Source organism: Pseudomonas chlororaphis subsp. aurantiaca (assembly GCF_013466605.1).
Lineage (GTDB): Bacteria > Pseudomonadota > Gammaproteobacteria > Pseudomonadales > Pseudomonadaceae > Aquipseudomonas > Aquipseudomonas chlororaphis_I.
Window position 1 is genome coordinate 3,600,227 of record NZ_CP059162.1, and the last position, 13,822, is coordinate 3,614,048.

General features: G+C 56.3%; 10 protein-coding genes and 1 pseudogene. 5 read left to right on the forward strand and 6 right to left on the reverse strand.

Features of this window, described 5'->3' with window-relative positions; translation table 11 throughout:
* Positions 1-115: 115 nt before the first annotated feature.
* From H0I86_RS16395 to H0I86_RS16415, 5 genes and pseudogenes are all read right to left on the reverse strand, one after another.
* Complete coding sequence (locus tag H0I86_RS16395) at positions 116-685, reverse strand: type 1 glutamine amidotransferase family protein (RefSeq protein WP_180925857.1); 570 nt, start codon at positions 683-685, stop codon at positions 116-118.
* A 225-nt stretch (positions 686-910) separates the two neighbouring features.
* Positions 911-1,229, reverse strand: a pseudogene (locus H0I86_RS16400) (hypothetical protein); the annotation flags it as partial.
* 113 nt (positions 1,230-1,342) lie between these two features.
* Positions 1,343-1,909: a phosphoribosyltransferase family protein gene (locus tag H0I86_RS16405; RefSeq protein WP_180921295.1), complete on the reverse strand. Its 567-nt coding sequence runs from the start codon at positions 1,907-1,909 to the stop codon at positions 1,343-1,345.
* A 262-nt stretch (positions 1,910-2,171) separates the two neighbouring features.
* Positions 2,172-2,729, reverse strand: a complete 558-nt coding sequence (locus H0I86_RS16410) for a DUF2231 domain-containing protein (RefSeq protein ID WP_180921296.1) — start codon at positions 2,727-2,729, stop codon at positions 2,172-2,174.
* 2 nt (positions 2,730-2,731) lie between these two features.
* Positions 2,732-4,165, reverse strand: coding sequence for an ethylbenzene dehydrogenase-related protein (locus H0I86_RS16415; RefSeq protein WP_219637293.1), 1,434 nt, complete (start codon positions 4,163-4,165; stop codon positions 2,732-2,734).
* 489 nt (positions 4,166-4,654) lie between these two features.
* Here H0I86_RS16415 and H0I86_RS16420 point away from each other — a divergent pair.
* The 4 genes from H0I86_RS16420 (at position 4,655) to dctM (ending at position 9,087) form a co-directional block, all read left to right on the forward strand.
* Positions 4,655-5,874, forward strand: a protein-coding gene (locus H0I86_RS16420) for an IS3 family transposase (RefSeq protein ID WP_373369362.1) whose coding sequence is annotated in 2 segments (ribosomal slippage) — positions 4,655-5,000 and positions 5,000-5,874 — 1,221 coding nt in all. Because the reading frame shifts where the segments join, the coding sequence is not laid out codon by codon here.
* Between the two features lie 246 nt (positions 5,875-6,120).
* Positions 6,121-7,116: a TRAP transporter substrate-binding protein gene (locus H0I86_RS16425; RefSeq protein WP_180921298.1), complete on the forward strand. Its 996-nt coding sequence runs from the start codon at positions 6,121-6,123 to the stop codon at positions 7,114-7,116.
* Between the two features lie 58 nt (positions 7,117-7,174).
* A complete protein-coding gene (locus H0I86_RS16430) occupies positions 7,175-7,807 on the forward strand; it encodes a TRAP transporter small permease (protein WP_180921299.1) in 633 nt (210 codons plus the stop codon).
* Positions 7,804-9,087 carry a C4-dicarboxylate TRAP transporter large permease protein DctM gene (gene dctM, locus H0I86_RS16435; protein ID WP_180921300.1) on the forward strand — a complete coding sequence of 428 codons (1,284 nt, stop codon included), beginning with the start codon at positions 7,804-7,806 and terminating at the stop codon, positions 9,085-9,087. The genes H0I86_RS16430 and dctM overlap by 4 nt, the downstream gene beginning before the upstream one ends.
* Before the next feature lie 167 nt (positions 9,088-9,254).
* On the opposite strand, the gene nhaA is transcribed toward dctM, so the two are convergent.
* A complete protein-coding gene (gene nhaA, locus H0I86_RS16440; protein ID WP_180921301.1) occupies positions 9,255-10,451 on the reverse strand; it encodes a Na+/H+ antiporter NhaA in 1,197 nt (398 codons plus the stop codon).
* Positions 10,452-11,007: 556 nt separating this feature from the next.
* Between nhaA and H0I86_RS16445 the strand changes: the two genes are divergently transcribed.
* A complete protein-coding gene (locus tag H0I86_RS16445) occupies positions 11,008-13,740 on the forward strand; it encodes a cation-transporting P-type ATPase (RefSeq protein ID WP_180921302.1) in 2,733 nt (910 codons plus the stop codon).
* The last annotated feature ends 82 nt before the right edge of the window (positions 13,741-13,822 follow it).

Genomic DNA, 13,822 nt, shown 5'->3' on the forward strand with positions numbered 1-13,822 from the left:
GGAAAACAGGCTGAGCCGGCCATCAGCGCGGCAGTCGTGGAATGGGTCAAAGTCGGCGGTGCGGCCGAGTAATAGGCCGCAGCACCAGGCGAGGGGAGAGATAGAGGGAAGGGGCTCAGCCGTGAATGTGTTCAGCCGCATGCATGGCCAGGTAGGCATCGAGCTTCTTGTCGTTCAAACCCAAGGTGCTGAGAATTTGCGCCATGAAACTGACAGGCGCGCTACCAGGGGCGGTGACCACACCCTGGTCGGCAACGGCATAGGGCACATCCTGGTAATAATCCGCCCCGCGGTAATGCACCTGCTTCAGGTTCTCAGCGGAGTTGGACGTATGCTGCACGTGATCCAGCACTCCCGCCTGGGCCAGGACGCGGGTGCCGTCACAGATGCCGGCAACGACGATTTTCCTGGCGTGGGCCGCCCGAACCAGCGCCTCGATTGCCGGTGCCTTGTCTGTTTTCCAGACAGGACCTCCCGTCACGATCAGCAAGTCGACATTTTCCAGCTGGATGGCTTCGATGGCCAGGTTCGGGATGATGGTCATTCCTCCGGATGAGATCACTTGCTTGCCACCGGGGGCCGCGAAACGAGTGTCGAAGCCATAGTAGGCTCGCCCCGTGGAGTTGATGAGTGCGGGTTCCCAGTCGGAGAAATTCTCAGTGAGAACAGTGACGGCACGTACCATTTGAGTGTCCTTCTCAAGTATCCATGATGATCGGCAGCAATGATCCAGGATGGTTGTCCTGGCGGGCATTGCCATCGAGTGTAGGCGCTGGCGGCGCCGGTAAATGATGGGGCTGAGTATCGGCAGGATGCATCTCATTCGACAATGACAGTGGTCAAATGGGCGGCGGGTTGAGGATTGAAATCGGCGAGGGGATTCTTCGGTGATGTTGCGGGCAGGCTGCGGCGCCTGACGAAATTGCTCGGCTCTCTTGATACCCCCCTGAGTCCGGGGATACGGCCACCACGTCAGCGTCGCCGACCTGCGAGGCGAACAGTTCCGCGCACTGCAGATTCCACGCTGGCATGCGAAACGCGTTATCGAACGCAGCTGGATTATGCATTTCCAGGGTGATCAGGCAATCCACGCCACAGGCTTCAAAAAACGCCGCATAGTCACGCTCCTCATGGCGCGCCAATTGGCAGCCAAGCCGCTGCGCCACGCGCAAAGCATAGGACTCGCTGCCTTGCAGAGCAAAAAGAAGCGGGGCAGGGTGAGCATACAGGGCTCCGGCCGTTGATAAATGCGCTTCATTGCCGTGGCACGTGTTGCTGATCTCTTACTGCTTTGCCGATCTGGAGCTTGAGTGACAAGGCTACTCCTTGATCGGTTACACCGTCAGCGGGCGGCGCCATGTCGCACAACCTCTATGCAAAACTCCTGTTCGAAGGGCGGCACGTTACATTCAACGATGTCAGTGGTAGCGACTTGCAGATGCACGCCGACAATGTCGGCGCGGATCGGCTGCTGACAGGTATGCCGGTCAACCAATACGGCGGTGTAGACCCGACGAGCCCCCAGTTGCGCCAGATACGCGCAAGTACGCAGCAGCGAATGGCCTTCGAACAGCACGTCATCGACCACCAGCAAGGTGGTATTGGCGAGGTCCAGCTTGCCCAGCGCCGGGTTCTCCGTCAGTTGCGTGTAGGTATGCACCACTTGCAGGTCGTCAGCGTAGCGCTTGATCTGAAGAGGGTAGAGAGGGAACTCCTGCTGACCGGTCTGGCGCGCAATGTACTGGAGCAATCGTTGAGCCAGAGGTTCACCCCGACGCTGGATGCCAATCAGGGCGGCGTGCGCCTGTGGCAGCAAGGTGGTGGCCTTGCGCGCCATCGTTTGCAGTACTTCATCGAGTTCATTGCTGTCATACAGGCGCAACCGCTGACTTGCCAGTAGGATTGTCATCGCCTTCTCCTGTCTGTGAACCACGGGTTATATGTTGCCGAGAATGGAGGCAGGTGCGGGCCATGACATCCTTGTACAGCCGGCAGATCCTGGCGTCCTGAGCAATGCACCCTTTCGCGTGCCTTTTTGATGAATGTAGGCCGTTTGGCGCTGGCGCGATTGATATTGATCAATCTCGATCAAATTGCTCCGTCACCACCACTCGGGCGTTCTGCGTCGCCTCGAAGAACGCTTCGTCATCACGCGCAGATACCTTGTCGGGTCAAGCCGTGGTGTCGGTGCGGCGCCCCCACAGCCCGAGCCCGATCAGCACCAGCGTGATCACCCCGAGCACCATCAGCGTGATATTGGGCAGGTAGAAGGTTGTGAAAACCTCCCAGCCCAGTAGGCGCAGGGCACTCGAGAGCTCCGTATAGATGCCCACCAGGTGACCGCCGAGTGTGCCGGTGACGCCGAGGAGAAAGCTGCCAAGGAGCGCCAGGCCAGCCATGATCCAACGTGAAGTCCCCTGCCACACGGCCTCGCCACGCAGCCACCGCATTGCCAGCAGCAAGGCCCAGTACGCCACCGTCCACGACGCGAACAGTACATGGTTGCGCCCGAGCGGCGTCGACGAGATCGTTTCCCACGGCCACACCATGAGACCGATTGCGAAGGCCACGACACCCGAGATAAAAGCGATTGTCAGGAGCGGGACGAGCGCTCGATCAACTGCCTTCGCCAGCGCACCGTCGGAGAATGCGCGCAACAGGATAGCCAAGGTCGCCGTCATCCAAAGGGCAATCGGGAAGTGAACGAGAACAGCGTGATAGGCGGCCATGATCAGGCTCCTTGATTGCGCTTGAGCAATTGGTTCAGTGCAATGCCAAAACCGCCGATCAGCAGCACTCCGGCAAACAGCGTGAACAGCCATTGGCGGCGAATTTGGTCGGCGAACTCCCCTTCGACGCCGTAATGGGCGAGTTGGCTTTCGCTGTGGCGATACTTGACTGGCACGCCTGTCTTGATGTCCTCGGCGCCCGCATGCTTGACGCTGTTGAGCATGGGCCAGCTGACTTGGCCGGGGTAGAACAGCGTGGTCTTGTGCCACGGCTGACTCCACGTCGGTTGGTCGCCGTCGAAACGGCTGGCGACCAGGTCGGCCTCGCGGCTCAGGCCCAGCGTGATCGGCAGCGAGATGTAGTGCCAGCGGCTGCCGAGCGCATCTCGGTGGACGGAGAAGGCAAGGTTGTAGACCTGCTTGTCGACCAGGATCTTGTCGTCCATCGGGTTGCCGGTATCCATGCCGCGCCTGAGGGTCACCTCCCAGAAACCATCTTTCCAGCGCCCCCTGCCGAATACTTTGATGTCGGCATGGGAACCATCTCCGCGACGCAACAGACGGCGCGGAATGGTGTCTCCGTCCTTCCATGCATGGGCCGCGTCGAAGGGCACTGCAGTGTCCTCACTGATGTAGTAGACATCGTCGAAGCCGAGCTTGCGCTGTACGAGATCGTCCCAGTTCAGCGCCCTGCGGTTGGTTTTCTGCGGATCCAGCATGAATTTTGGCTGTTTTTTCTCGGCGTCCCAGTTATCGCTGAAGGGGCCATTGCCAGCGTCGCCGGATCGGACGTCAAATATGTACTCATCATCGGAGACATTCATCGGGTTCGAGCGATGCGCCCGCCAATGCCACAGATAGAGGAAGTATCCACCCTTGCGCAGGGCTGCCAGTTCGTCCTCCGGGACGACTGAACTCCAGTCGCCGATGTACTTGCGGGTCGCCGGCAGGTGCTTGCGGACCTCGACCTGGTTTCGCTTCTGGCCAAGATAGGGATGGGCCTTCACATCCTCGGGCTTGGCCTCGTTGGTGAAGAACCGCATGCGGTCGCCGATGGTGATGTAACCGCCATAGCGGGCGAACTCAGGCACGCCGCCGTCGTCCACCATCATTGCCACGCGGTCCTCATAGATGCCCTGTTCCTGAGGGCCTGGCACACTGGCCCCGTATTGGACCCATTTGCCACCCTCGAACTTCATCATGTCGTGATAGATCGAAGGCTGCCGTGCCGGCCACCGGTAGCGGAAAAACATGTCCCGACCGTTGTAGGCGGCCATAACCTGAAACGGCATGGTCAACTCATCGGGGATATAGATGTTGCGGGCGATGTCGTTTTTGATGACGCCCGTGCCGTGAGTCAACCATGACACCGAAAGTGCCCCGAGGAACAGAACCAAGACGACACCGACTCCGGCACGCTGCACCATGTTGTTCATTCTGGCCTCCGTACTGACAGGGACAAAACTTTTAGTCTTTTCCTGGTACCGACCTATAACAACATTGAGCAATGCGAATTCAAGCCGGTTCTCGTGCCCAGATAAAACGTGTCCGGGAGACAGCCATCGAATCGCGTGGCCACTTCGCTCTCCTCGAGGACTATAGGCGAACATCTGCTTGCCGGCATGCCGAGATGCCGGAGCGGATATTGTCCGCCAGTATCCGTCGCACCCTGGCTCTCGACCCTCAAGGTCAATTCCATCAGAGCAATTTCTTAGGCGAACTGGTTTTGGTACAGGTGTCCAAGGACATCGACTATTCAGTGGGCATTGTTTCGTCTTCGATCAAGGAATCGAAAACGTAGGTGGGATGGGCGCACAACAAAAAAGGTCGAGGGGAGAGCGGTTTGCCAGATAGCTGAACGAGCCCCATGAAAGACAGGACACTGTTTCCCCCTTACGATAAGGGATAGGCAAACGGTTATGTTTATGACTAACAGCAACGATAAGAGTGGGGAGCTTTTGGGCCAGGAGCGGCGGCGCCGCTGGAGCCCAGAGCAAAAGCTGGCCATGGTTCGCGAGAGCCTTGAGCCAGGACAAAGTGTGTCGGTCGTCGCTCGGCGCAACGGCATCAATGCCAATCAGCTGTTCTTGTGGCGCAAGCTGTATCAGGACGGCAGCCTGTCGGCGGTCAGTGCTGGCGAAGCCGTGGTGCCTGCCTCCGAGCTGAGCGATGCGCTCAAGCAGATCCGTGAACTGCAACGGATGCTGGGCAAGAAAACGATGGAAGCCGAAATCCTCAAAGAGGCCGTGGAGATCGCCCGGTCGCGAAAATGGATTGCGCACTCACCCTTGTTGCCGGGGGACGACCAGTGAAGCTGGTCAGCGAATGTCTCGGTGTGGCGCGCTCGCAATTAACGGTTCGAATCAAGCAATCGGTATCGCCCAAAGTACGGCGAAGTAGGCCTGTGGACGATGCTGCGCTGGTGGTCGAAATCCAGCAACAGGTCAGCGAGCTTCCCAGCTATGGCTACCGTCGTGTCTGGGGATTGCTGCGTCGCGCCCGTGAAACCCAGTCGCTGCCGGCGATCAACGTGAAACGAGTTTACCGGGTCATGCGTGATCACAACTTGCTGTTGGAACGTCGACTCAAACAGCCCGGCGTGCCGCGTCGGCACGAAGGCCGTATTGCGGTGAAAACCAGCGATACGCGTTGGTGCTCGGACGGCTTTGAGTTCCGCTGCGAGGACGGGGCCAAACTGAGCGTGACCTTCGCCCTGGACTGCTGTGATCGCGAGGCCATCGGCTGGGTCGCGAGCCCGACCGGGTACAGCGGCGATGATATCCGCGACTTGATGCTGGAAAGCGTGGAGAAGCGCTTTGGTGATCAACTGCCCGTCACGCCGGTGCAATGGCTAAGCGACAACGGCTCGGCGTACACCGCCGAACAGACACGCCTGTTTGCTCGACAGATCGGCTTGCAGCCGGTGACCACCCCGGTGCGCAGCCCGCAGAGCAACGGCATGGCCGAGAGCTTCGTGAAGACGATCAAGCGTGACTACGTGGCGCACATGCCCAAGCCGGATCGAGAAACGGCGTTGCGTAACTTGGCAATTGCCTTCGAGCATTACAACGAGCAGCATCCGCACAGCGCCTTGAATTACCGTTCACCGAGGGAGTTCAGGCGCTTGGCGCCAGCATCAATTTAACGGGGAGTTGGTGTCCGGTTTTGTAGGGGCAAGTCCAATAGCGAGGCGTCTGGTCCTTCACTTATTGCTACTAATAGGGGGCGTATTGGAACGTTTCGTTTGACTACACTCGACCAGTGAGCGTTCGGCGTGTAAGTCCCACTAGGCCATTTTATGCCTAGACTACCTTTTGTTCGCCGTGCCTATGTATTCCTGAGCATGGAGCCGGAACTGTAGGAAAACAAAAATAAGAGGAGTGCCCCTTAAATGTTCAAGTCTATGTGGAACGCATTCGCCTGTGCTCTTGCTCTGAGCACCATGAGCACGGTAATGGCTGCAGATCCGGTGGTCATCAAATTCTCCCATGTGGTTGCAGAGCAGACTCCCAAAGGCCAAGGCGCCCTGTTGTTCAAGAAACTGGTGGAGGAGCGTCTGCCCGGCAAGGTCAAGGTCGAGGTCTACCCCAACTCCTCATTGTTTGGCGATGGCAAGGAGATGGAAGCCCTGTTGCTCGGGGACGTACAGATGATTGCACCGTCGCTGGCCAAGTTCGAGCAGTACACCAAGACCGTCCAGTTGTTCGACCTGCCTTTCCTGTTTGATGACATCGCCGCCGTTGATCGCTTCCAGTTGAGTCCACAGGGCCAAGGCCTGCTCAAGTCCATGGAAAGCAAGAACATCACCGGCCTAGCCTATTGGCACAATGGAATGAAGCAGCTGTCCGCGAATAAGCCGCTGCGTGTTCCTGGTGACGCCCGTGGCCTGAAGTTCCGGGTGCAAGCCTCAGCGGTGCTTGAGGAGCAGTTCAAGGCCGTGCGTGCCAACCCACGCAAGATGAGCTTCGCCGAGGTGTATCAGGGATTGCAGACCGGTGTGGTCAACGGTGCGGAAAACCCCTACTCGAACATCTACAGCCAGAAGATGCATGAGGTGCAGAAATACATCACCGAATCCAACCACGGTGTACTTGATTACATGCTGATCACCAACACTGGGTTCTGGAACGGCTTGTCGCCGGAGATTCGCAGCGAGCTGGAAAAGATCCTCGTCGAAGTCACCGCGCAAGTGAATAAAGAAGCCGAGCAACTGAACCAGAACGCCAAGCAGAGCATCGTCGCGGCCAAGACCAGCGAGATCATCATCCTGACACCTGAGCAGCGTGAACAATGGCGAGTCGCGATGAAGCCGGTCTGGAAAAAATTCGAAGGCGATATCGGCCCCGAGCTGATCGGCGCCGCGCAAGCAGCCAACCAGGTTCAATGACCGATCGGCAGGTGTTGTCACACACCTGCCTGTCATCACGCGACAGGAGCGGCTATCCATGAATGTCCTTCGGCGCATCTGGGAACACTTCGAGGAGGGCTTCATCGTCTTCCTTCTGGCAGCCATGACGTTAATCACCTTCGTCTACGTCATCCTCAACAATCTCTATACCCTGTTCTACCGCCTTGCCGAGAGCTGGCAAGGCGTCAGCGAACCGCTGTTCGCCATGGGCGATCGGGTCATGACGATGGCTCAGGCCATGACCTGGAGTACCTCGCTAACCAAGGCCCTGTTTGGCTGGCTGATATTCTTCGGATTGTCCTACGGTGTGCGCACAGCCGGCCATATCGGCGTTGATGCGCTGGTACGGCTCGCCAGCAGATCCGTCCAGAAACGCATTGGCATCATGGCCTGCCTTTGCTGCCTGGCCTATGCCGGACTGCTCAGTATTGCCAGTTTCGAATGGATCCGGACCCTGATGATCGCCGATATAGGTGCCGAGGACCTGGGCCACTTCGGCATCATGCAATGGCATGTAGGACTGATTGTCCCTTTGGGTTTCGCGCTGGTATTTATCCGCTTCGCTGAAATTCTCGTGCGCATTCTGCAAAACCGTCAGACCGGCCTGGGCCTGGCCGATGAAGCCACTGATGCGATGAAACTGACCGAGCACGAGGATGATAAGTCATGACGATTGCCTTCCTGTTTGTGACCCTGTTCGTGCTGATGTTCATCGGCATTCCCATTGCTATTTCCCTGGGGTTGGCAGGCTCGCTGACCATCGTTTTTTTCAGCCAGGACTCCGTGCGCTCTCTGGCAATCAAGCTGTTCGAGACATCCGAGCACTACACATTGCTGGCCATTCCGTTCTTCTTACTCGCGGGCGCCTTTATGACTACTGGTGGTGTCGCGCGTCGCTTGATCGATTTCGCTAACGCCTGTGTCGGGCATATTCGTGGTGGCTTGGCCATTGCAGCGGTGCTGGCCTGCATGTTGTTCGCAGCTCTATCCGGCTCCAGCCCGGCGACAGTGGCGGCGGTGGGCTCCATTGCTATCGCCGGCATGGTCCGCTCCGGTTATCCGCAAGCCTTTGGCGCAGGAATCGTGTGTAACGCAGGAACCTTGGGCATCCTGATTCCGCCCTCGATCGTGATGGTGGTCTACGCAGCTGCAACCGAAACCTCCGTCGGCAAGTTGTTTATGGCAGGGGTGGTACCGGGCTTGTTACTGGGGGGAGTGCTGATGATCGCAATCTACATCGTCGCCCTGAAGAAAAAACTGCCCGCCATGCCGCGCGCGACGTTCCGTGAATGGCTTGGCACGGCACGTAAGGCGATCTGGGGCCTGCTGCTGATGCTCATCATTCTTGGAGGCATCTACTCGGGAATGTTCACCCCGACCGAAGCGGCGGCGGTGGCGGCGGTGTATTCGGGTTTCATTGCCCTGTTCGTGTACAAAGACCTGACGCTCCGCGAAACACCCAAAGTACTGCTGGACTCTGCCAAGTTGAGCATCATGCTGATGTTCATCATTGCCAACGCCATGCTCTTCGCCCACGTTCTAACCACCGAACAGTTGCCTCAACAAATCACCGCCTGGGTCATCGAAGCTGGCCTGACACCCGTGATGTTTCTGCTTGTGATGAACATTGTGCTCTTGATTGCGGGTGCCTTCATGGAGCCCTCGGCCATCATCCTGATCCTGGCCCCGATACTTTTCCCCATTGCCACGAAGTTGGGTATCGACCCGATCCATCTTGGCATCATCATGGTGGTGAACCTGGAGATCGGCCTGATCACGCCACCGGTGGGGCTAAACCTGTTCGTCACCTCCGCGGTGACAGGTATGACCCTGCCTGCAACCATAAGAGCCGCCATGCCGTGGCTAATGCTATTGCTGCTGTTCTTGATCCTGATTACCTATGTACCCTGGATTTCCCTGGTTCTACCGAACTGGCTGGGCATGAGTTGATGCCTTTGGGCTGAGTTGTCTTAGACCCAACCAATACCCAATTGAGAGGGATGGAGAACTGATAACAGAACGCAGGCGGCTAGTAATGCCAAAAGGTATTTTTCAAAGCAATCCGGCCAAAGCGAGACAGCAGTCGTAGTTGACGATAGCGTCACATTATACTTCCGTTATTGGGCTTTGACTGGGCTCGCCATGGTGCTACTGCGACGCAGGACTATCACACCAGCAATCGCAGCCGAGACCGAACCAATCAGTACCCCAACTTTGACTTCATCGACCAAATGAGGAAGACCAGGGAATGCCAGGTTGCCAATGAACAGGCTCATGGTAAAACCAATACCACAGAGGAGCGCGACCCCGTAAAGCTGCAGCCAGTTGCTCCCTTCCGGCAACTTGGCCAACCCTGTGTGAATGGCTAGCGCAGCCAATAGGAAAACCCCTACCTGCTTACCCGCCAAAAGACCCAGCGCTACCCCTAGAGGGACCGGATCGACCAGGTTTTCCATGGATATACCGCCCAGCGAAACACCGGCATTGGCAAAGCCAAAAATGGGTACTACGGCGAACGCAACCCAGGAGTGCAGTTTTTCTTCAAGAAACAGCAACGGAGAACGAGCTTCTTCTTCCGGCCTCCCCATCGGAATGCACAACGCCAGTGCGACACCCGCCAGGGTGGCATGTACCCCCGATTGCAGAACGAAGAACCACAATACGCTTCCGACCAAGAGATATGGAAACAGCTGTCTTACTCCCAGTCGACTCATTGCAATCAGAATGAGCAGGGTGGTGAGCGAAGCCAGTAACATCGGCATGGAAAGGTCCGACGTGTAGAAAAAGGCAATGATCACCACCGCACCGAGGTCGTCGATAATCGCTAGAGCTGCGAGAAACACCTTCAGCGAAATAGGGACGCGCTTACCCAGCAGCGACAAGACACCCAAGGCGAATGCGATATCAGTTGCTGCAGGGATGGCCCACCCCCCGAGAGTCTGGGCATTCCCCCAGTTAAACGCAATGTAGATAAGGGCGGGAACAAGCATGCCACCCATCGCAGCAAATCCCGGCAAGGCACGCTGACCCCAAGTTGAAAGCCCTCCAGCCAACACTTCTCTTTTAATCTCTAGACCGACCATCAGGAAGAAGATCGCCATCAGCCCATCATTCACCCAATGTTCGACAGACATGCCCAGCCAAACCGTGCGCAGTACGGCGAAGTAATCCTGGGAAAGTGGCGAGTTGGCAACAATCAGAGCAGCCAAAGCTGAGGCCATCAGTACTAGGCCTCCAGCGGCTTCCGAGGACAGGAAACGAGCCAGAATTGCAGCTGCTCTAGGGGTTTCGGCAGTGGCTTGATGCTTGGTCATCAGCGTCCTTTAGGGGCACTTAAAAGGAAGCATATTAACATCTGGTACACACGAACATGGCAGTGACGAGCAGTCTGAAATGGCTAATGATATTCATTACGACTAGTGGCTTGTACGGTTAACGTTACTTTTCATTGGAGTCCTCGGTAACTGCCCCTCTCAGATATCGACCGGTGAGGCCCGCATTGAAGTCGCGACGATGTACAAATGCATCCAGAGGAATTGCTGGAGGAGTGAAGCATCAAGAGATTTAAATAGATCCAGGTCGATAGCAGTACGCAATCAATCAAGGTGGATAGCGCTTTCTCGGCGAGGCTTTTATTTGAATGTGTGAAGGGGGAGGGAGTCCGTCGTTATTAATGAACTAATAAGCTTTACTGTCGATTGTTTGGATTTTGACCTGGATCAATGATTGCTTGGCAGCACGGTTGCGCACATCGCTTAGTTCGTCTCAACTCAATTGATATATCTGTGTCCGTTCATGAGTGCGGTAATTGATAATTTGTAGGCGGTCATACCTTTTCGATTGAGCTGTGCACACAGGAGATACTCCTTGATGAAGCAGGTGGTCGACACTGTCGCTGAGCAAGCACCAATTCCCATGCATCCCGCGGCTTGGCACACGCTGCCGGCGGAGCAGGTGACGAGCTTGCTTGGAGTCGGCGAGCATGTCGGACTGGGCTCGGCCGAAGTTCAAGCCAGACTTGAACACATGGGGTTCAATCGCTTACCAGAAACCGCACGGCGACCAGCATGGCTGCGTTTCTTGCTGCAATTTCACAACATTCTAATTTATGTGCTTCTCGGATCTGCGGTGATCACCGCGATACTGCACCATCTGTGGGATACGGTGGTGATTCTTGCGGTGGTTATTGCCAACGCAATCATTGGCTATGTCCAGGAAGGCAAGGCAGAAAAAGCCATGGACGCTATTCGGCAGATGTTGGCACCGCACGCAGCGGTACTTCGTGCAGGAGAACGCCTGAGCGTTGTGGGCGAAGAGTTGGTGCCTGGCGATATCGTATTGCTGGAGGCCGGAGACAAGGTTCCTGCTGATCTACGCTTGCTGCACGCGAACAGACTACAGATTCAAGAAGCAATTCTTACTGGTGAATCCATACCCGTAGAAAAACACACTGAACCCGTACCCCTAGGAGCGGCGCTGGGTGATCGCACCTGTATGGCGTTCAGCGGTACGCTCGTGACTTGCGGACAAGCAAAAGGGGTTGTAGTCGCGACCGCTGCAGGAACCGAAATTGGACGTATCAGTTGCCTGCTGTCACAAGTAAAAACGCTGACCACGCCGCTGGTGCAGCAAATGAACGTATTTGCGCGCTGGCTGACAATCCTGATCCTGTTAATCGGCGGCCTGTTGCTCATGTTCGGCCATTATGTCGGACACTATGAATTCACCGACATATTCATGGTCGTGGTGGGGATGTCGGTAGCGGCGATACCAGAAGGGTTGCCGGCCGTCCTTACTATCACGCTGGCTGTCGGCGTTCGGGCAATGGCTTGCCGCAATGCCATTGTACGTCGCTTGCCTGCCATCGAAACGCTGGGCTCGGTATCAGTCATCTGCACTGACAAAACGGGTACTCTCACCCGTAACGAGATGATGGTAGCGTCGGTAGTAACAAGTGATCTCACCTTCACGGTCGATGGTGCTGGTTATCAGCCAGTGGGAAACATGAACCTTGCTGATCATCTGATCGACACATCGAATCACCCGACATTGGCGGAGCTAGGGCGAGCCGCCAGTCTTTGCAACGATGCTGTGTTGAGCCTGCATGGGGACGTATGGCGAGTCGAAGGAGACCCGATGGAGGGTGCCTTGCTGGCGTTTTCCGGAAAAACCGGAATTGATAGCAATGAAGAGCGTCGTACCTGGACCCGCACCGATGCCATCCCATTTGATGCGAAACATCGCTTTATGGCGACGCTGCATCACAACCATGAGCGGCATGCCTCAATTTACGTGAAAGGTGCGCCAGAGCAGATTCTGGCAATGTGCACGCAACAACGGGTCAAAGGAGGGGGGATTGACCGACTCAATGTTGCCTATTGGCACGAACAGGCAAATACCATTGCTAGAAAAGGGCAGAGGGTATTGGCATTTGCAATGAGATCAGTACGGCCCGAACACACCGTTCTGGAATTTGGTGACGTACACAAAACGTTAACCTTGCTAGGCATGGTCGGAATGATTGACCCACCTCGACCAGAGACGATACAGGCAGTTAGGCAATGCCAGATGGCGGGCATTGTAGTGAAAATGATCACCGGCGATCACGCCGGCACTGCCTCCGCTATCGGCAGTCAGATTGGTCTGCAAAATTCCGACAGGGTACTGACCGGTATCGATCTAGACACCATGAACGATGCAACCCTCAAGGAGGCGGTAAAGGACGTCAATATCTTCGCTCGCACCAATCCAGAACATAAACTCAGGCTGGTGATGTTACTGCAATCGAATGGCATGACCGTCGCCATGACCGGCGATGGAGTCAACGACGCACCGGCGCTAAAGCGTGCCGATGCCGGAATCGCCATGGGAGGAAAAGGCAGCGAAGCTGCCAAGGAAGCCGCAGATTTGGTGCTGGCAGATGACAACTTCGCGTCCATTGTGGCAGCGGTTCGCGAAGGGCGGACTGTCTACGACAACATCAAGAAAGTGCTGAGTTGGACGCTACCCACCAATGCTGGCGAGACCATGACTATTATTGTCGCGCTGCTTTTGGGTATTACGCTGCCGGTGACGCCGATACAGATTCTGTGGGTCAATCTGATTACCGCGGTGACACTTGGCATCGCGCTCGCGTTCGAGCCTACCGAAGAAAACACCATGCGCAGACCACCCCGTTCACGTAAAGAGCCACTGATAAGCGGTGCATTGGTTTGGCATATGGTGCTTGTTTCTATTCTGTTTCTCTGCGGCGTTTACGGCATCTTTTCGTATGCACTCGACCGTGGCTACTCAACGGAGTTGGCCCGAACCATCGCGGTGAACACGTTAGTCGTGATGGAAATATTCCATCTGTTCTTCATTCGCAATCTCTACGGCACATCGCTTACCTGGAAGGGCATTCGTGGCACCAAGGTCGTGTGGATGACCGTCGCGGTGGTTACCTTTGCTCAGTTCGTCATTACGTATGCACCTCCTCTGCAAAAGGTTTTTGCAACGGAAGCGATTCCCTTCGTTGATGGCCTACTGATCATCGGCGTTGGTATTGCGCTCTTTGCCATTATTGAGATCGAAAAACAGATTCGAATCCGTTTGTCCGAGTAGAGCCCGGTTGCAAGCTGGCCCCATACTATTGAGGTGCAATCTGTAACTGCTCCCCTTAAGCCGCAAGGTGGTTCGCTTGGGG

Coding starts and splice junctions, on each gene's coding strand:
- dctM (WP_180921300.1), top strand. CDS start 7,804: ATGACGATTGCCTTCCTGTTTGTGACCCTGTTCGTGCTGATGTTCATC.
- H0I86_RS16410 (WP_180921296.1), bottom strand. CDS start 2,729: ATGGCCGCCTATCACGCTGTTCTCGTTCACTTCCCGATTGCCCTTTGG.
- H0I86_RS16430 (WP_180921299.1), top strand. CDS start 7,175: ATGAATGTCCTTCGGCGCATCTGGGAACACTTCGAGGAGGGCTTCATC.
- H0I86_RS16395 (WP_180925857.1), bottom strand. CDS start 685: ATGGTACGTGCCGTCACTGTTCTCACTGAGAATTTCTCCGACTGGGAA.
- H0I86_RS16405 (WP_180921295.1), bottom strand. CDS start 1,909: ATGACAATCCTACTGGCAAGTCAGCGGTTGCGCCTGTATGACAGCAAT.
- nhaA (WP_180921301.1), bottom strand. CDS start 10,451: ATGACCAAGCATCAAGCCACTGCCGAAACCCCTAGAGCAGCTGCAATT.
- H0I86_RS16425 (WP_180921298.1), top strand. CDS start 6,121: ATGTTCAAGTCTATGTGGAACGCATTCGCCTGTGCTCTTGCTCTGAGC.
- H0I86_RS16445 (WP_180921302.1), top strand. CDS start 11,008: ATGAAGCAGGTGGTCGACACTGTCGCTGAGCAAGCACCAATTCCCATG.
- H0I86_RS16415 (WP_219637293.1), bottom strand. CDS start 4,165: ATGAACAACATGGTGCAGCGTGCCGGAGTCGGTGTCGTCTTGGTTCTG.